The 18,084-nt window shown below is 58.1% G+C and carries 13 protein-coding genes; all 13 read left to right on the forward strand.

The features are described 5' to 3' along the window. Window positions 1–44: 44 nt before the first annotated feature. Window positions 45–4,460, forward strand: a complete 4,416-nt coding sequence (locus tag Q0Z71_RS15585; RefSeq protein WP_298024744.1) for a collagen binding domain-containing protein — start codon at window positions 45–47, stop codon at window positions 4,458–4,460. A gap of 109 nt (window positions 4,461–4,569) precedes the next feature. Continuing rightward, window positions 4,570–4,722 carry a hypothetical protein gene (locus tag Q0Z71_RS15590; RefSeq protein ID WP_256264332.1) on the forward strand — a complete coding sequence of 51 codons (153 nt, stop codon included), beginning with the start codon at window positions 4,570–4,572 and terminating at the stop codon, window positions 4,720–4,722. A 155-nt stretch (window positions 4,723–4,877) separates the two neighbouring features. Continuing rightward, on the forward strand, window positions 4,878–5,669 hold the full coding sequence (locus tag Q0Z71_RS15595; protein WP_256264331.1) for a phosphoadenosine phosphosulfate reductase family protein: 792 nt from the start codon (window positions 4,878–4,880) through the stop codon (window positions 5,667–5,669). A 2-nt stretch (window positions 5,670–5,671) separates the two neighbouring features. Continuing rightward, on the forward strand, window positions 5,672–5,851 hold the full coding sequence (locus Q0Z71_RS15600) for a hypothetical protein (RefSeq protein ID WP_298024746.1): 180 nt from the start codon (window positions 5,672–5,674) through the stop codon (window positions 5,849–5,851). A gap of 8 nt (window positions 5,852–5,859) precedes the next feature. Then, window positions 5,860–6,450: a hypothetical protein gene (locus tag Q0Z71_RS15605; RefSeq protein ID WP_298024749.1), complete on the forward strand. Its 591-nt coding sequence runs from the start codon at window positions 5,860–5,862 to the stop codon at window positions 6,448–6,450. A 240-nt stretch (window positions 6,451–6,690) separates the two neighbouring features. Further along, window positions 6,691–7,308, forward strand: a complete 618-nt coding sequence (locus Q0Z71_RS15610) for a hypothetical protein (RefSeq protein ID WP_256264328.1) — start codon at window positions 6,691–6,693, stop codon at window positions 7,306–7,308. A 1-nt stretch (window position 7,309) separates the two neighbouring features. Beyond that, window positions 7,310–7,591 carry a hypothetical protein gene (locus Q0Z71_RS15615; RefSeq protein ID WP_195495731.1) on the forward strand — a complete coding sequence of 94 codons (282 nt, stop codon included), beginning with the start codon at window positions 7,310–7,312 and terminating at the stop codon, window positions 7,589–7,591. Further along, window positions 7,588–7,983, forward strand: a complete 396-nt coding sequence (locus tag Q0Z71_RS15620) for a DUF7007 domain-containing protein (protein WP_298024753.1) — start codon at window positions 7,588–7,590, stop codon at window positions 7,981–7,983. Before Q0Z71_RS15615 ends, Q0Z71_RS15620 begins: the two co-directional genes overlap by 4 nt. Beyond that, window positions 7,983–8,942, forward strand: a complete 960-nt coding sequence (locus tag Q0Z71_RS15625; protein WP_298024755.1) for a hypothetical protein — start codon at window positions 7,983–7,985, stop codon at window positions 8,940–8,942. The genes Q0Z71_RS15620 and Q0Z71_RS15625 overlap by 1 nt, the downstream gene beginning before the upstream one ends. An 85-nt stretch (window positions 8,943–9,027) precedes the next feature. Then, on the forward strand, window positions 9,028–9,984 hold the full coding sequence (locus Q0Z71_RS15630; RefSeq protein WP_298024757.1) for a hypothetical protein: 957 nt from the start codon (window positions 9,028–9,030) through the stop codon (window positions 9,982–9,984). Further along, window positions 9,981–10,286, forward strand: a complete 306-nt coding sequence (locus Q0Z71_RS15635) for a hypothetical protein (protein WP_298024760.1) — start codon at window positions 9,981–9,983, stop codon at window positions 10,284–10,286. The genes Q0Z71_RS15630 and Q0Z71_RS15635 overlap by 4 nt, the downstream gene beginning before the upstream one ends. Window positions 10,287–11,121: 835 nt before the next feature. Beyond that, window positions 11,122–11,472: a TnpV protein gene (locus Q0Z71_RS15640; protein WP_287827340.1), complete on the forward strand. Its 351-nt coding sequence runs from the start codon at window positions 11,122–11,124 to the stop codon at window positions 11,470–11,472. A gap of 404 nt (window positions 11,473–11,876) precedes the next feature. Then, the gene (locus Q0Z71_RS17175) at window positions 11,877–18,026 is read left to right on the forward strand and encodes a DEAD/DEAH box helicase family protein (RefSeq protein WP_363316735.1); all 6,150 of its coding nucleotides are present in this window, start codon (window positions 11,877–11,879) and stop codon (window positions 18,024–18,026) included. The last annotated feature ends 58 nt before the right edge of the window (window positions 18,027–18,084 follow it).

Below are 18,084 nucleotides of genomic sequence, written 5' to 3' on the forward strand. Positions count from 1 at the left end.
TTATTTATTTTTTGTAAACATTCATCTAGTTTTAGGGAGGCAATATGAAAAAGCGATTGATTTCTCTACTGCTTACTTTGCTGACCATCCTGTCGCTGCTGCCCACAGTGGCGATGGCAGCAGAGTCCACCGGCGTAGGCATTACCCCGGTGACCAACCCCGACCTCTGGACCACCCGGCTCAACTCCCAGGGGCAGTCCTACTCCTACCGCCCTCCCACGGCAGCGGGACGGCAGCTCTGGTGCATGGACCTGGGTTACTCCTACCGCTATGGCACGGAGAGCTTTTTGCAGTCCTACACCTACCGCTCCGCCACCGGAGCCGACGCGGACGCCCTGTGGAATGATGCGGTGGCCGAGACCGGCCTGGGCGAGATGGACGCCATCACCCAGGAGAATGTCAAGTGGATGATGAGCTATATCGCTGACTACACCGGCGAGATCCCCGGCAGCCTGTTCATGGCGCTCCAGACCTACATCTGGGACAACCAGAGCGATAAGAGCGCAGGCGGCGATCCCAGCGGCGACATCGACGCCGGAGGCTTCGCCAACGCGGACACCTACGACCAGTATGTTGAGTATTACAACTGGCTGCTGGGCCAGAAAGCTAACGAGGACGCGGAACTGCAAGCCCAGGTGGAGGAATACGCCGCCCAGGGCATCCACGCCTCCATCGTGGAGGATGAGATCTCCAAGTGGGCGGTGCTGGCCACCTCCAGCGTGTCTGGGCGGCAGACGTTTTTTGCCTATCATTCTGACCGCAAAGTCGTGACGTCTGGAGAGCCGGGCGAGGAACCGGCTCTCCCTGCCGGGGATGCCGATATCACCTTCCAGAAGGTCATCGCCGGTACGGACCATGGCCTGGACGGTGCTGTCTATAACATCTATCTGGACGGCCAGATCGCCGGCAGCGATGTGACCTCCGGCGGGGGGTACATCGAGGTCAACGATGTCACCGAAGGGCTTTGGTCCTTTGTGGAGCAGGAGGCCCCGGAGGGCTATGCTCTGGACCCCACGCCCCACAGCGTCTATGTCAGCGTCACCGACGGGGACCGCCAGTACACCGTCACCGCCGAGGATGAGGAACTGCCCGGCATCAAGGTCATCAAGACCTCGGCCACGGATGGTACTCCCATCGAAAATGCCGTTTACTCCATCAAGGGCGTCACCTGCTCCTTCAGCACCTCCGTCTCCACCGGGCCGGACGGGACCGCCCTGGTGGAGGACCTGCCTGCCGGCGTGTTCATCGTCAAGGAGGAGTTCGTTCCAGAGCCGTTCGTGCGGACTGCCAGTGAGCAGACCATTGCCCTGCGGCCCGGCAAGATCAGCGAGGCACGGTTTGAGGACTACACCCGGCCCGGATTGGAGATCGTCAAGCGGAATATTGCCGACGGCTCTCCCATCGAGGGAGTTACCTACCAGGTCCGGCAGATCGACGGGGATTTCCTGGATACTGTCGAGACCAACACCGATGGCCGGGCCTTCCTGGAGGTGGACCCCGGCAGCTACGAAGTTTCCGAAGTCCATGTGCCGTCCAATGTCATCATCAGTGAAATCCCACAAACAATCTCCCTGGAACCGGGCGTCACCCGGACGGTTCGTTTCTTCAATGCGGTCAAGCCCTCCCTGACCATCCAGAAGCGGAATTCCATTACAAAAGATCCGCTTGAAAACGCCAAGTTTCATATCTATTATGCCAGCGACAACACCACCACTGGCGAAATCAATGACCTGGGGACGTACTACACGGACGATTCGGGCCGCATCGTTCTCACCGATGTCAATAGGGGCTGGTACAAGGTCGTTGAAGAAGAAAGTCCGACGGGATTCTCCATCCAGGATGATGGCGTCTATGAGTTCTACTTGGAGGGCGGAGCCAGCCGTGAGCTGGTCGTGGATAACACACCTCTCAGTGCGCTTGTCGTTTACAAATACGATAGTGCCACGAAGCTGCCGCTGGAGGGCGCACGATTCGAGCTGCGTTACCTCAGCGGCGAGACCTCCGGCACCGGCGGCACGGTCATTGGCCAGTATGTGACCTCGTCCAACGGCTCTTTCACCGTGACGGGCCTCCGCGAAGGCACTTATATCTGCCAGGAATTGGAAAGCCCGGACGGCCACCTGATCGACTCCGAGCCGCAGACCGTCTATATCTCCGGCAAGGAGCAGGATGTGGTCACCCTGCGGTTCGGCAACGCCCCGCTGGGGTCTCTGCTTATTACGAAGGTCTCGGATGATGAGAAGCACACACCGCTCTCTGATGTAGAGTTCCTGCTGACGGACAGCTCCGGCAACTTTATCGGCACCAACAATGGCCGGTATGTGACCAACAGCGCGGGCGAGATTCTGGTGGAGGGCCTCACTCCTGGAACCACAGTGGTTGCGCGGGAGGTACGGGCCAAGCCCGGCTACCTGCTGGATGACAGCCCCAAGTACGCCCTGATCCGCAGCGGCGAGACGGTGGGCCTGGAGTTCCGCAACGCCCCGGCGGGGAATTTGGTCATCGTCAAGCGGAGCAGCTCTGGCACCCATGAGCCGCTGGAGGGCGTGGAGTTCTGCATTACCTATGCGGATGGGTCCTATGTCCCGGACGAAAACGGCCAGCTTTCTTCTAACGGCCTCTACTATACAGACCGGGAGGGAAAAATCACCCTTTCAGGGGTGGTTGGCACTATCGTAGCAACGGAAACCGCCTCGATTCCAGGGTACACCATCGACGAGGCCACCCGGACCCAGACGGTGGTGGTCCACCCCAACGACACCCAGACGCTCTATTTTTACAACAAGCCAGAGACGACCCTCGTCCTGGAAAAGTTCATCAAAGGCACAGACCGGGAGCCGTTGGCCGGCGTGGAGTTCCTGGTCACAGACGGCGCCGGGACGGTCATTGGTCCCAACAACGGCGTCTATACCACCGGGGAGGATGGCCGTGCGGTCATCGCCGGCCTCACCCCCGGAACTACCATCACCGCCAGGGAGACCCGGACGGTGGACGGATTCGTCCTGGATGGCAGCCCCCAGAGCATCCTCATCAAAGAGGGCGAGGTCCAGACGTTGACCTTCTGGAATGCCAGAGAGGGTGGCGTGGAGCTGGTCAAGGTCAACGCCGCGGACAAGACGGAGCGGCTTTCTGACGCTGTTTTTGAGATCCGCAAGGCATCGGATGACGCCCTAGTGGACACCGTTACCACGGGAGACACCGGCTCTGTGTTTGCTCCGCTTGCCGAGGGCGATTATTATGCCTTGGAGCAAGAAAGCCCCTCTGGATTCAAACTGGATTCCACCCGGCACTATTTTTCCGTCAAGGATGGCGAGGTCACTCAGGAGGTCATTGAAAACGAGGCCATCTCCGGCATCCTGGTACACAAAATCTCCACAGCGGACGGAGATGGTATCCCCGGCATATCGTTCATTCTCTATGACAGCGGCCATAACCCCATCGACCAGCAGACCACCGATGACCGGGGCTATGCTTGGTTTGAGGACTTGGAGGGAGGTGGTCGTTTTTACCTGCGCGAGTTGGAGAATGAGGGGTACATCCCAGACACCCAACTGCGCACGGTCTATGTCAAGGCGGGTGAGACCACCCTGGTGGAGTGGGAGAATACGCCCATCACTGGACAAATCCAGGTGACAAAGACCTCGGCAGACTATAACAGCATGAACGGCTGGCCCGCCGGGACGCCGATCCCCAACACGGAGTTCGAGATTTATAACGCCCGGACCGGCAAGCTGGTGGATACCATCCGCACGGGCAAAAATGGTGTCGCGGTCTCCAAGCCTCTCCCTCTGGCCCGTTACGAAGTGATTGAATCCCAAGCCGCAGATTTTTACGGTTTGGACAAGACGCCTATTGAGGTGGAGATCGAGTACGCTGGGCAGATTGTGAAAGCCGTCATGACCAACAAGAGTCTCTATACCAATGTAGCCATCCAGAAAACCGGCTACGCCGAGGTCATGCCCGACCAGAACATCCGCTACTCCTTCTCCGGCATCGCCAACAACTCCACGACTTCTCTCACATCGTTCTACTGGCGCGATACCCTGCCCGTGGAGGCGGTCCGTCTGGCGAAGATCACCACCGGCACCTACAATGCCGCTGGAAACTATAAGATCGTCTACAAGACCAATCTCAGCGGGAGCGAGTACCGTGTGCTGGCGGACAGCCTGAACACGCAGCAGAACTATGTGCTGGACGCCTCACCCGTAGCCCTGCGGCTGGCATCCAATGAGTATGTGACGGAGGTCATGTTCGTGTTCGGCGTGGTCCCCGCCAACTTCCGGCAGGTAGAAACGCCCATGATCGACTGCTCCGTGGTGTCCTGGGCCAAAGGCGGCAGCCAATTCGTCAATCAGGCGGATGTGGGCGGCGTCTATGACGGACAGTGGATCATGGCTACCTCCCGGTGGGTGACGAAGGTCTACGCTCCCTCCAAGCCCCTTCCCCGGACGGGTTATTAAGTGCATCCCCCGCGGCCCGCACAGCGGGCCGCTTACATACCCATTCGCACATTTGAAACCATTTGCCTTTTCCTGTACGATATGGGCAGAGAGAAGGGAGTTGTTTCAAATGTTCAAACGGGAAAAGAAAGTGTATCTGGAACTGACGGACGCGGAGCGCCGCCTTGTGCGGATGTATCTGATGAGCTGGCGGAACAAGCTGACCGCCCAGGGCCGGGACGCTGGGCCGGTCAATGACTTATTGATGAAGCTGATGACATAATCAAAACATATTCCTCCTGCAATACCGTACATACGCCGCTCTTTGTCTGCCGGACATAGGGTGGCGTAAATTTTTTGGACAGGAGGAGCCGAAGATGAAACAATTATTTCCACCAGCCAACAAGGTGTGCCCTGCCCTGGGGAGGGGGCCAGAGCATGGGCGGCAATACAGGTGAATGTTATCATGCCGTTTCGCTTTCAGGAGGCAAGGACAGCACAGCGATGCTTCTGCTGATGATCGAACAGGATATGCCCATTGATGTGGTGCTGAACGCCGATACCGGCATGGAGTTCCCGGAGATGTATGAGCACCTTCAAAAGCTGGACGATCTGCTCTGCCGTGAGCGAGGCATCCACATCACGACCCTGCGGCACCCCAAGGGCTTTGAATGGCTCATGTTTGAGGAACCGAAGGTAAAGCAGTTCAGCATTGAGAACCGGCAGCGGCTTGGGGTATCCCTCTATGGCAACGGCTGGCCTGGTCCTCGCGTGCGCTGGTGTACGGGTACGTTAAAAACGCATCTGATCCATAAAGAAGTGAACCGGCTGAAAAAAGAGCGGAACGCCCTGCACTATGTAGGAATTGCCGCCGATGAGCCGGGACGAATCAAAGACGACCAATATCCCCTGGTGGATCGGGGTATCACAGAAAGTGAAGCCCTGCGGATATGCTATGACCGGGGTTTTGATTGGGGCGGTTTGTATCAGATATACAACCGCTGCTCCTGTTGGTGCTGCCCTCTCCAACGGATCGGAGAGCTGAAAAAGTTACGCACCCATCACCCTGAATTGTGGGCGCGGCTCCGGGAGATGGACCGGCGAGCCATTGAGCAGTTTGGACACAACCCTTTGGGACAATTTACAAAGAATTGGACAGTAGAGCAGTTAGAGCGGAGATTTGCCAACGAGGACAGGCAGATCTCCGTTTCTGTTAGAGAGGAGCGATAATCATGGGTAAAGGAAAAGACATGGGCGAGGAATTATCGGGTATGTTGCGAGGTGTTCCACCGCAAAACATCCTGATTGCCTTTGACGATAAGCCCGCCAAATCCCTGGCGGATCATGTGAAAGAGCAGGAGAAAAAGTCCATCCCCAAAAAGCATGGGCCGCGTCGTGACCGGGAGAGGTGACGGGGATGATGGATAAAAAACGAATGATCAAGAACTTTGAGATCATCCACTCGATTCAGATCGGGGCGCGGGAGCTTGTAGTGGGCGTCAGCCCGGAGCTGGAGTTTATGTGCTGCTTCTGCACACAGGATGATATTGCTGAGTATTATTCCGAGGTCATGAGCAGCAGCGAGTATCTGGAGATCATGGAGCTTTACGCAGACAGGCTGAAAGGGCAGATAGCGGCAGTTCAGGCCCAGCGTAATACCCTCCACATCCCGCTGGATATGCTGGGCCGTGAGCATTGTTTCCCGCTGCTGGACGGCGATGACATCGCCAATAAGGTAGTGGCGATCAACCCGGCTTCCCTGCGCTATGAATATCAAAGAGCGGACTGCCAGTTGATTTTAGTGACAGGAGAAAGCGGGGCACGGAGCAACCCCCGCGGCACTGCGGTCTATGGTATCAACGTATTCACAGGCCGCAGGGCTAGCCAGTGGAAACGTGGTGATATTTTAGGCGAGGTCAGGCCGGAGTGTCTACCGCAGTGGGCAAAGGACCGCTTGCAGGTCATTCAGCGGGAACGCGCTCTGAAAAGGAGTCTATCTGATACCCGGTAAAAGAACAGTTGAAACCACATGCGCAACAGCGGCTTTCAGTGAATAAACTGGAGGCCGCTGTTTACTTAAGGGGGTCTGATACAAACGAAACTTCTGATGGGCGGTTCGCCCTGTACCCATTGGAGTATCGTGCAGACTCCGAACAGGGAAACACAGCCGGAGGGCATGGGCTGGGAGTTATTCCGCAACTATTTGATTGCCAGAGAAGAGCGGCGTAAATTTTGGGAAGGAGGACTTCAAATGGACATAGATCAGGAAAAGCGTATGGCCGGGAACTATGAGATCATCCATGCGCTTCACATTGGCGACCGGGAGATCGTGCTGGGGGAAAACCCATCAGCGCCGGAGGATGAGCGGTATGTATGCGCGTTCTGCCAGCAGCATGAGATATTCGCAAACTATACCGAGGTCATGGTCAGCGATGACTACCCGGAACTGGTAAAGCTGTTTGGGGAGCGTGTGGCGGAACAGGCGGAAAAGACCCGTATCGCCTTGAACGGCCCGAAAATTCAGGGCATCCCCAATTCGGCCATCACCGCCGAGGACTGTGAACAGGTCAGTTACCAGGAGGACATCCGGGGCAAAGTCGTGGTGATCCGCCCGGAGGTGCTGCGCCGGGAATACCGCCACGCCACCTGCCAGCTCCAGTTGTGTACCAGCGGCTCCGGCGCATACCCCAACAGCCGCGGCTCTGCCTGTTACTGCACAGAGCTGTATTCCGGGCAGAGGGCGCGGTTTGAGCGCAGCGACATTCTCGGCGTCATCGCCCCGGAGGACCTGCCCAAATGGGCAAAGCATTACCTGGAGCTGCGACAGGCTGAAAAGGAACGAAACTCTCGTGACAGGGAGGGCCGCTGATATGGGCCACCGTATGAACGCCGGCTATCTTATCACCGACTCCATCCACATCGGGACCACCGAGTTCGTGCTGGGTGTGAGCATAGCGGAACGGTCCATGTTTGTGACATGGGCCTGTCAGGGAAGTGATTACTACTACTGGGGCCATTATCACTCCGATCTCCTGGCCGCTAAAAAGGACCTTCTGGAACGGGCCGGGGCGGAACTGGAGTACCAGATGACAAAGCAGGAACGCTCCGGCGAACAGCCGGAGAAATCGGGGAAGGAGCGTGAGCGGGAATGAGCTATGAGCCGGCCTATTCCCCCTGGGGGCTTATCCAGACCCGCAAGACCCTCTGCCCCGGTTTCTTTGATGTTTCCACAGCCAGCCACGGCGGGATCATGGTGGCGCGGGAATTTGTGGCCGGGAATTTATCACCTGCCGCCCAGCGGTACGGGTTCTGGGAAGGCGGCTATCTGTGCTTTGAGGAGGACAGCGACGCGCAGATCGTCCTCCGGGAGCTGATGGACCGGGGGCTTTACACCGCGCCGGTCAATGAATACTTCGGCCCCGGAGAATACAGCAAATGTATTGATGATACCATCCGAGTATGCCATCCCAACTACTGGCGGGCGCATGAGGCCGGACTGATACAGCCTGCACAGCAGCCGAAGGTAAAGGAGCGTGAGCGATAGTGGAGCTGACTTTGCGGCCTGCGACACCCACGGAACGACTATACGCCAAGCGGCAGTGTATTCCGATCATGGAGCGGTGCGGAAGTCCGGGTATCTTAGTTGCTGAATTGGACGATAGCGGCACGGCGTTTTACAGCCATTGGGACATTTGGGACCCCGCATGGAAAACACCGGAGTTCTCGGTGGAACTCGATGCCATGATTGAAATGCTCCGATCAGACCAGCGATATGGCCCTGTGCTGAAGAATATCCCCGCGATGATTGCCTACTGCCTGAACAACCAGGAAAGCCGCATCATACAAAGCCCCGAATATCTGTTCCGCGTTGATGCCGGCTACCATGCTTATCTACTCCGTTGTACGCCATCCGAGCTGCTGGATAACGCATATATCTATGCTTACCGCCGGGACCTGCTGGAGCGGCACATGAAGGAAGCCGAAAAAGGCATCCGCTTTGTCACCACGGACGGCAAAGAGAAATTCAGGGTGTCGGATGGGGAGCAGATCCGCATTATCACAGGCGGAGATGGCACCCGTGACCGCACCGCCCGCTATATCGACGCCGGCCACATGGAACTGTCCCACGAGTGGGGCAGCACCGTTTATTCTATCCGGGAGTTTGCGGAGCGGCTGGAGCAAACAGGCGGCATGGTGATCCCCATGCGTTCCACTCTGCCGGACAAGTGTTATGCTGTGCTGCCCAGCAGTGATGAAATCATTATTGTCAAAAAGGGCGAGAGCGGCTATTACCGTACAGACAAGTATGGCCATGACCGGGCGGAGGCTCTGGAGGTCGCAAGTGAGTGTAACGAGCGCGGCGGCGTGACCAAAGCACAGACGGCGGCGATGCTGGCCGGCTCCCTGTTCGGCTGGGAGGTGCCAGCCGCCGACCCGAAAAACTATGATGAGCAGGGCCAGCCCATCAAACCCAAGCGCCACGACCGGGGCGACGCCCGGTAGAAGGTCTATCAATATCGTATATAGAGAAAGCGGCTATCAGCAGGAAGTTGGTGGCCGCCTTCTTGTTGACAAGGAGCGTGATCGTATGGAATTAACTTTTCACGCCGCTACTCCAGCGGAGCGGCTTTATATTGCCAGACAAAGCACACAGATTGAGGGCCAGACTGGGAGTATCGGGCACCTTCGAGCGGATATGGGTGAGGATGGCAAGGGCTTCTTTCCCAAGTGGACCAGCCACCGGGAAAATCTGGACACCGAGGACTTTCAGCAGGAGTTTGAGGAGGTCCTGGAGGCCCTGGTGGGGGACGAGCAGTACGACGGGTTTCTGAAAAGCCGTGACGCCATGCGGGATTTCTGCCGGGGACACCAGGAGAGCGGCTACGATAGCGGCTTTGCGTTCGGCTTCCGAGCGGACACAGCACAGTATGCCTATCTGATCCGGCTGCACCCCTACAAGGGGGAGGAAAATCTGTTTCTCTACTGCTACCGCCGCGACTGGCTGGACCGGCACATGGAACAGGCTGAAAAGGGCATCCGGTTCATCGACCCGCACTACAAGGAGTTGTTCCGCATCCCGGACGGCGGGCAAATCCGTATTCTCCGGGAGGGCTGTGCGCCCATCGACCGGACCTGCCGCTATATTGATGACTGCCATGTGGAGGTAGGCAACGGCTGGGACAGCCTGTTTCACATCTGCCAGTTTGCCGAGCAGATGGAGCGGTGCCACAACGAGGTGATCCCTCTGACGCCGCCCCTGCCGGAAAAGTGCTTTACCGTCCAGCCGTCATCGGGTGAGCTGATCGCCATAGAGCGGTACAAGCCGGGGTATCAGGTGTCTCCCCTGGCCCATTTCAAAGGGAAAACGCCCCAGCAGACAGCAGATGTACTCAACGGCGATATGGGCGTGACCAGAGCGCAGGCGGCGGCAATGCTGGCCGGGGCGACCCAGGGCTGGACATCCCCTGCCGCCGACCCGAGCCGATACAATAAGCGTGGCCGGCCCATCCAGTCCCGCCGCCAGGACAGAGGCGAGGCCCGATGAAGGGCGTATCCATTGATGAGGCCCTGTGCGCGTACCTGAAGAAATACCACAAGGGACAGGAGAACGCGGCTTCCAGCAAGGAACTGGAGGCCGCGTTTCATGTCGGCGGGACGGAGCTGCGGCGGGCGGTCAACCGCCTGCGCTGTGACGGCCACCCCATTTGCAGCGCCGATGCAGGTTACTTCTACGCGGCGCGGCGATTAGAGGTCAGGGCCACCGTCGCCCAGCTCACCGGGCGCATCTCCAAAATCGCCGCGGCAGCAAAGGGCCTGCTGCAATCTTATGAAGAAACGGAGGGATAGAGCGTGGCGAAAAAACTGGACTCCATTGTAGAGCTTGCGGCGCAAAAGACCCGCGAAATTTCCGCCAACAGCGGGAACTATATGGCGTTCCTGACCACCGCCGCCCACAACTTCAAGTACAATTTCCGTGACCAGCTTTTGATCTACGCACAGAAGCCGGACGCCACCGCCTGCGCCCAGATCGACTTCTGGAACAAGCATGGCCGCTATGTCAACCAGGGCACCAGGGGGATCGCCCTGCTGGTGGATACAGACCGGGGCTATAAGCTGCGGTATGTCTTTGATATGTCTGATACCAACAGCCGCCAGGGGCGCACCATCCCCATCTGGAAGATGGAGCCACGGTATGAGGACGCGGTGATCGAGGCTCTGGAGAACAGCTATGGCGAGTTCCCGGACCGCTCTGGTCTTGCCGCCTGCCTTCTGGAAACGGCGAAGGTCATCGTGGAGGACAACTTTAGCGACTACCTCACGGAGCTGCGGGGCATCAAAGAGGGCAGCCTGCTGGAAGAACTGGATGACCTCAGTACCGAAGCATGGTTTAAGGGCCTGGTGGAGAGCAGCGTGGCTTTTATCATGCTGACCCGGTGCGGCATCGACCCCATGGACTATTTCAGCGGCGAGGATTTCGCCCATGTCTATGACTTTGACACCCCGGAAACCCTGTCCATCCTGGGCGGCGCGGTGAGCGATATTGCGGAAATGCCCCTGCGGGAGATCGCCACTACGGTTTTGAGCCTGTGCCGGGCGGAGCAAAGGGAAAATCGCACATTTGACGGAAATTCTGACAGGCAGTATCATGGTGGCAGGATAAATCAGAAAAGGAGCGTTGAACATGGAACTGACATATCGGACGGAAGGCGACTACCACCTGCCCAACCTGGAAGCGCCGGAGGCCCCGAAGGTCGGAAAATATGGGATGCTGCGGCGCAGCTACCTTCAGACCCACAGGAACGCCTACTACACGGGGATGCTCCTCAGCGGCAGGCTGAATGCCCATCTGGAGAAGATCGACCGGCAGGCCACGGAGATGGTGGAGCAGCTGACGGCGCGGATGGCGCGGGAGCAGGGCGTGACGGAGGAGCTGAAAGCCAGCGATCAGATGAAGTGGGTGGGCCTGATGAACAACATCCGGGCAGCAGCGGAGGAAGTGGCGCTGACGGAGCTGGTCTACGCGGACGCATAAGCGGCCCGCTGATCGCCGGGGAAGAACTTCCGCAGGCCCCTGTTGACGGGACATCCGGTACTACCGGACTTCAAAGCAGCCACCACGACTTTGACGCCCACACGGACATCCCTTACTATCATGAGGACAGCGAGAAACAGGAATTACTCCGCGTCAGCGACGCCCTAAAAGACCATAGGATCGAGATCGCCGCGTTCTTTGAAGCCCATGAGGACAGAAAAGAGCGCGGCGATTTCATTAAGGGCTTCTTCAACAACACCTATGTGGAGAAAATTTTGAGCAATGGCCAGCGGGCCGGGTATCGGGCATGGGACGATGTGCTGGACCTCTGGCGCGGGGCGTATCTCTCCCGCGAGAAAGAGGACTTCCTGCGCTGGCCCCATGTTGCCGACGCCATTCAGGGGATGATCCTGCTGGACCAGTGGCTCGACCCGGAGGAACGGCCCCTGCCCAGCGAAGCGGAGCAGATCGCTTTTATCGAACAGACCGGAGCGGAACAGGCTCCGGCCTTACCCATCCCCCAGGAGGCCATTGACTATGTTCTGTGCGGAAGGTACTCACCGTCCAAACTCCGCATCTATGACCAGTATCAGAAGCAGGAAAGCAGACAGGAAAATGCCAAATTCCTGAAAGCGGAATACGGCATAGGCTCCTATTCCAACGCTATCCCCAACAGCGGCTTTAGGGCAGACCACGACAGCAAGGGCATCACCATCTCCCGCGACTACGGCGACCCTGACGGGAAATTCCTGCTGACTTGGGCCAAGGCGGAGAAGCGTATTGGGGAACTAATCGCCGCTGGACGCTACCTGAACCGGGCGGAACAGGAGCAGTACGCCGCTTACCGGGAGCAGACGGCAGTTCGAGAGGCCCGCAGTAAAATCCACGATGATTTTTACGGCATTGTCTGTGATTATAAAGCGTTTGTGTCGGAGAGCAAAATTACGGACAAAACCCCGGACCGCTGGTATCTGGTGTCCTGTGCTACCGCGTTTCTGAATGGTGACAAAAAAATGTATGCCCGCACCGGAGAGGGCGACTTCATCCTCCCCATGATGCAGGATGCCTTGCGGACCATCATGGAGGCAGCTCCGCAGCTGGCGGGACGCTGTGAGGCTATGCTTGCCGCACTGGACGGCCCCCTTGCCGCGCTGCTGGACCCCAGCTATGACGAGTTGAACCCGCCGAAAAAGGAATACCGCCTTACTCTGGGCGACACGGTGTACCTGGGGGCGCAGGAGTATGAGCTGCTGGCCTATGACGAGCAGACCGCCCGGCTCTATGACCCGACCTTTCCTATTTTCAATAAGGAACTGCCCCGTGAGGAATTTGACCGCCTGCTGGCGGAGAACCCGCTGAACGACAAACTGCTTCAGGTGGCGGAGGATGCGGCATCCGTGGCTGACGTCGGAGAACCGGACGCCGGGGAACCGCTGGACGCCCCGCTGCCCGTGGGCCGGATTGACTTCCTGGGCACGAACGGCAGCGTGGGCGAGAGCGTGGAGTACACCGGCGCAGAGGAATTTGTGGCGGCAATCAAGGAAGAAAACCATGTCGGCGCGCCCATGCAGATCGTCCTCTACCGGGACGGCCAGGGCCAGACCATCTCCCAGGACTTCCTTGCCGAGTTGGACCCGCCGCCCCAGGGCTTTGAGGTCATTGACATGGCGCAGGCGCAGTTGGAGCGGGCAAAATGGCTCATCAACGCCTACTGCATGGAAGTCTTTGAGCAGGAGGCCGATTTCTCCGCCCTCTCTCATGTCCCCCTGGCGTTCAGCTCCACCAGCGACAGCGCCCACACCGTGGAGATCAGCGCCGATCTGGTATCCTTCCGCCTGTCCTATCTGGTGGACGGTGCGGAAGCAACATCCATCCAATGCGCCGGCTTCCGTGACCTGAATGAATTTCTCGCCAACCTGGATTTTGACGAGATGGTGGCCTTCGCGGAGGAGGAGTACAACAAACAGCAGACACAGAAAAAGCAGACGGAAGTGCAGCAGACAGAGGATGATCCTTTCCCGGAGATAGATCCCGCCGCCATCCGCAGAACCCTCGCAGAAAGAGGCATTGTGGATGGAAAAGTCATTGACCCGGATAAGCGGAATGCCGCCCCCTTTATTCAGCGGGTCATGGCCGATGCGGAACAGGCTTCCGCCCGTGCGCCACAGTCTGATGAACGCTTTTCCCCCATCGAAACTGAGAACGGCTACGCTGTGTGGGACAACATTCGAGATGAGATTTATGTGGATGATGAGGGCGTCAGTGAGGAATTTACCAGCCGGTGGCAGGCGGAGGAGTACGCCCGCCAGTTGAAGCATGTAAAAACCCTCGCCCAGTATTATGGGGAGGGCGAAACCATCCTGATCCGGCAGTACCCCAACGGCCAGTATTATGTCCAATACTGCTATGACGATCAGGATAACACGGTGTATGCGACGGCGGGCGGCTTTGATACCTTTGAGCAGGCCGAAGCAGCACTTTATATCCATCGTCCCCAGGCAAAAAAAGGCCCCATCGCCGCCCAGGACCTCGCATACCGGCAGGCCGCGGAATATTGGTCCGGCGACGAGCATCTTGTGATCTTTCAGGAACCGAACGGGACCTTCTGCAATCAGTACGGCTTCATTTCCGGTAGGGTGACGCCCACGACCGGGAGCTTTTCCACACTGGAGGAGGCGGAGAACCAGCTTTACGCGGACCGCCCTCTGGCCCAAAAGGTCCAGGCACGGGAGAAACCGCCCGCCCATGCCCCGGCGGACCGGGACGAAGCGGAGCACCGGTATCAGGTGGTGGTCTACCACCACCTGGAAAACGGCATGGACGAGAAGCTGGAATACGCAACGCCGGAGGAAGCGGAACAGGCGGCACGGGGCTATCTGGAAGGCACGATGGAGCCAGACGGCTTTGCCTATGAGGGCGCGGCTGTCTACGACCTGCTGGAGAAGAAGTGGCTCCGCGTGATCGGGGATTTCCCTACACCGGAACCCCCCGCCGCAAAAGAGGAACAACCTCTGCCCCCGCGGGAGGATACGGAAACGGCTGCTGCGGACCGTGACCTGAACGGCAAAGAGGTGACGCTGGAGGGCCGGCGGTTTCTTGTAGAAAAGGTTGACGAGAATGGCCGGGCCTCTCTGCGTGACCTCACCTTTGAGGGGGCTGCGGGCTTCCCCATAGAGCGTGTGGAGCATATTTCCGTCATTCGGCGTCTGATGGGACCGGCTGAAAAGACAGCGGGACCGGAAAAGGGCGTGGAAAGTTCAGTGGATGGGCACGACCAGAGTGGTAAGGAGCCGCCACTGGCCCCGCCCCAGCCCCAGCGCAGGGCCAAGGTGTCCCCCTTTGTCCTCCATCCTGAAGTCCCTAATGCAGACCGGCATGAGTACCACATCACCGATGACGCCATCGGCACGGGAACGCCGGGAGAGCGGTTCAACAACAATGTCCGGGCCATCCGCCTGCTGAAAAGGCTGGAGGCTGAGGACCGGCTTGCCACCCCGGAGGAGCAGGAGGTGTTGGCGCGGTATGTGGGCTGGGGCGGTTTGGCCGACTGCTTTGACGAGCGCCACAGCAAGTATGCCGAGCTGAAAGCCCTGTTGACCGAGGACGAGTACGCCGCAGCCAGGGAGTCCACCCTGACGGCCTTTTACACCCCGCCCGTGGTCATCCGATCCATCTATCAGGCGCTCACAAGCATGGGCTTCCAGACCGGGAACATCTTGGAGCCGTCTTGTGGCATCGGCAACTTTATCGGTATGCGACCGGAGGCCCTGGCAGACTCCAAACTCTACGGCGTGGAGCTGGACAGTATCTCCGGCCGCATCGCTCAGCAGCTTTATCAACAATCGTCCATTGCTGTCCAGGGGTTTGAGAAAACAGACCTCCCGGACAGTTTTTTTGACGCCGCCATCGGGAATGTGCCCTTCGGTTCCTTCAAGGTGATCGACAAGCGGTATGACCGATACAATTTTCTCATTCACGACTACTTCTTTGCTCGGACACTGGATAAGGTCAGGCCGGGCGGGATCATCGCCTTTGTCACCAGCAAGGGTACGATGGACAAGGATACCCCCACTGTGCGGAAGTACATTTCCCGGCGCGCCGACCTGCTGGGGGCCATCCGCCTGCCCAACAACACCTTCAAGGATGCCGCGGGCACGGAAGTGACCAGCGACATCCTGTTTTTACAGAAGCGGGACGCTCTCTCCAGCGAGGAACCGGATTGGGTACACCTGAACACCGACGCCAACGGGCTGAAAATGAACCAGTATTTTATCGACCACCCGGAGATGGTCATGGGCGAAATGCGGGAGGTCAGCGGCCCCTATGGGCCGGAAACCGCCTGCCTGCCCATTGAGGGGCGGGACCTGGGGGACCAACTTGCCGTTGCCATTCAGAGTATCCAAGGCTCCGTCACCGAGTATGTCATGGACGACCCGGAAACCAAGGGCGAGGACACATCCATCCCCGCGGACCCGGAGGTGCGGAATTTCAGTTATACTATCGTGGACGGCAAGGTGTACTACCGGGAGAACAGCCGCATGAACCCGGTGGAGGTGTCCGTGACGGCGGCCAACCGCATCAAGGGGCTGATCGGCATACGGGACTGTGTGCGGACGCTCATTGAGTACCAGACCGAGGACTGGCCCGACCAGGACATTCAGGCCCAGCAGTGGAAGCTGAACACCCTCTACGATGCCTTTGTGGACAAGTACGGGCGGATCAACTCCCGCGCCAACAGCTCCGCGTTCAGCATAGACAGCGCCTACTTCCTCTTGACCTCTCTGGAGGTGCTGGACGACGAGCGCAACTTTGTCCGCAAGGCGGATATGTTCACCAAGCGCACCATCAAGCAGAGGGTCACGATCACCCATGTGGATACCGCGTCCGAGGCCCTGGCCGTGTCACTGGCTGAAAAGGCAAAGGTGGACATGGACTATATGGTGGAGCTGACCGGCAAGACCGAGCAGGAGATCTACGCTGATCTGACCGGCGTGATTTTTCTGAACCCCATGCACGGGCATGGCGGCAGTGACGGGGAAAAGTACCTCACCGCCGATGAATACCTCTCAGGCAATGTGCGGGAGAAGTTGGAATGGGCAAAACGGAGCGCCGAACAGTACCCGGAGGACTACGCCGCCCATGTCCAGGCATTGGAACGGGTACAGCCGGTGGACCTGACCGCCAGTGAGATCGCTGTGCGGCTGGGCGCTACATGGCTTCCACCCAAGATTGTGGAACAGTTCATGTTTGAACTGTTCAGTACCTCCAACCGCAGCCGATGGAATATCCATGTCCACTATTTCCAGTACACCGGCGAATGGAATGTTGAGGGCAAATCCTACGATAAGGGCAACATCAAGGCCCATAACACCTACGGCACTAAGCGCATCAATGGCTATCAAATCATAGAGGAAACGCTGAACCTGCGGGATGTGCGTATTTATGATTACGAAACAGACCATCATGGCAACCGCATTCCTGTCCTGAACAAAAAGGAAACGGCCATTGCCCAGGGCAAGCAGGAACTTATCAAGCAGGTGTTCCAGGACTGGATTTGGAAGGACCCCCAGCGCCGGGAGCGGCTGACACGGCTCTACAACGACAAATTCAACAGCATACGGCCCCGCGAGTACGATGGGAGCCACCTGAACTTTGTGGGCATCAACCCGGAGATCACCCTGCGGCCCCATCAGGTGAACGCCATCGCCCACATCCTCTACGGCGGGAACACCCTGCTGGCCCATGTGGTGGGCGCGGGCAAGACCTTTGAAATGGTGGCGGCGGCGCAGGAGAGCAAGCGGTTGGGCCTGTGCCAAAAGAGCCTGTTCGTCGTCCCCAACCACCTGACAGAACAGTGGGCGTCCGAGTATTTGCAGCTCTACCCCTCTGCCAATATTCTGGTGGCGACCAGGAAGGACTTTGAAACCAAGAACCGCAAGCGGTTCTGCGGCAGGATCGCCACCGGCGACTATGACGCCATCATTATCGGACACAGCCAGTTTGAGAAAATCCCGGTGAGTGTGGAGCGCCAGCGGTATCTTCTGGAACAGCAGCGGAGTGAGGTCCTGAACGGCATCGCGGAACTGAAAGCCAACCACGGGGAACGATTCTCCATCAAGCAGATGGAGCGCACAAAAAAGTCCATTGACGCCAAGTTAGCAAAGTTGAACGATCAGAGCCGTAAGGATGATGTGGTCACATTTGAAGAACTGGGCATTGACCGCCTCTTTGTCGATGAAGCACACTACTACAAAAACCTCGCCGCCTTTTCCAAAATGCGGAATGTGGGCGGCATCAGCCAGACGGAGGCACAGAAGTCCAGCGACCTCTATATGAAATGCCGCTATCTGGATGAGCTGACCGGGGGCCGGGGCGTTGTGTTCGCCACAGGCACCCCCATCTCCAACACCATGGTGGAGATGTATACCATGCAAAAGTATTTGCAGTACCACACCCTGGAAGAACACGGCCTGCTCAATTTTGACGCCTGGGCATCTACCTTCGGGGAAACCGTCACCGCTATTGAACTGGCCCCGGAGGGCTATAATTTTTGAGGATGATGAAATCGTACTTTTCTAAATGAAAAAAGACGGTCAAAGGCGGTTTCGAGGT

The organism is uncultured Dysosmobacter sp. (assembly GCF_947631635.1).
In the GTDB taxonomy this organism is placed as follows: Bacteria; Bacillota; Clostridia; order Oscillospirales; family Oscillospiraceae; genus Oscillibacter.

Bases quoted from the DNA above. Each gene is read 5' to 3' on its own strand.
- Q0Z71_RS15585 (WP_298024744.1), top strand. From the start codon at position 45: ATGAAAAAGCGATTGATTTCTCTACTGCTTACTTTGCTGACCATCCTG.
- Q0Z71_RS15590 (WP_256264332.1), top strand. From the start codon at position 4,570: ATGTTCAAACGGGAAAAGAAAGTGTATCTGGAACTGACGGACGCGGAG.
- Q0Z71_RS15595 (WP_256264331.1), top strand. From the start codon at position 4,878: ATGGGCGGCAATACAGGTGAATGTTATCATGCCGTTTCGCTTTCAGGA.
- Q0Z71_RS15600 (WP_298024746.1), top strand. From the start codon at position 5,672: ATGGGTAAAGGAAAAGACATGGGCGAGGAATTATCGGGTATGTTGCGA.
- Q0Z71_RS15605 (WP_298024749.1), top strand. From the start codon at position 5,860: ATGGATAAAAAACGAATGATCAAGAACTTTGAGATCATCCACTCGATT.
- Q0Z71_RS15610 (WP_256264328.1), top strand. From the start codon at position 6,691: ATGGACATAGATCAGGAAAAGCGTATGGCCGGGAACTATGAGATCATC.
- Q0Z71_RS15615 (WP_195495731.1), top strand. From the start codon at position 7,310: ATGGGCCACCGTATGAACGCCGGCTATCTTATCACCGACTCCATCCAC.
- Q0Z71_RS15620 (WP_298024753.1), top strand. From the start codon at position 7,588: ATGAGCTATGAGCCGGCCTATTCCCCCTGGGGGCTTATCCAGACCCGC.
- Q0Z71_RS15630 (WP_298024757.1), top strand. From the start codon at position 9,028: ATGGAATTAACTTTTCACGCCGCTACTCCAGCGGAGCGGCTTTATATT.
- Q0Z71_RS15635 (WP_298024760.1), top strand. From the start codon at position 9,981: ATGAAGGGCGTATCCATTGATGAGGCCCTGTGCGCGTACCTGAAGAAA.
- Q0Z71_RS15640 (WP_287827340.1), top strand. From the start codon at position 11,122: ATGGAACTGACATATCGGACGGAAGGCGACTACCACCTGCCCAACCTG.
- Q0Z71_RS17175 (WP_363316735.1), top strand. From the start codon at position 11,877: ATGATCCTGCTGGACCAGTGGCTCGACCCGGAGGAACGGCCCCTGCCC.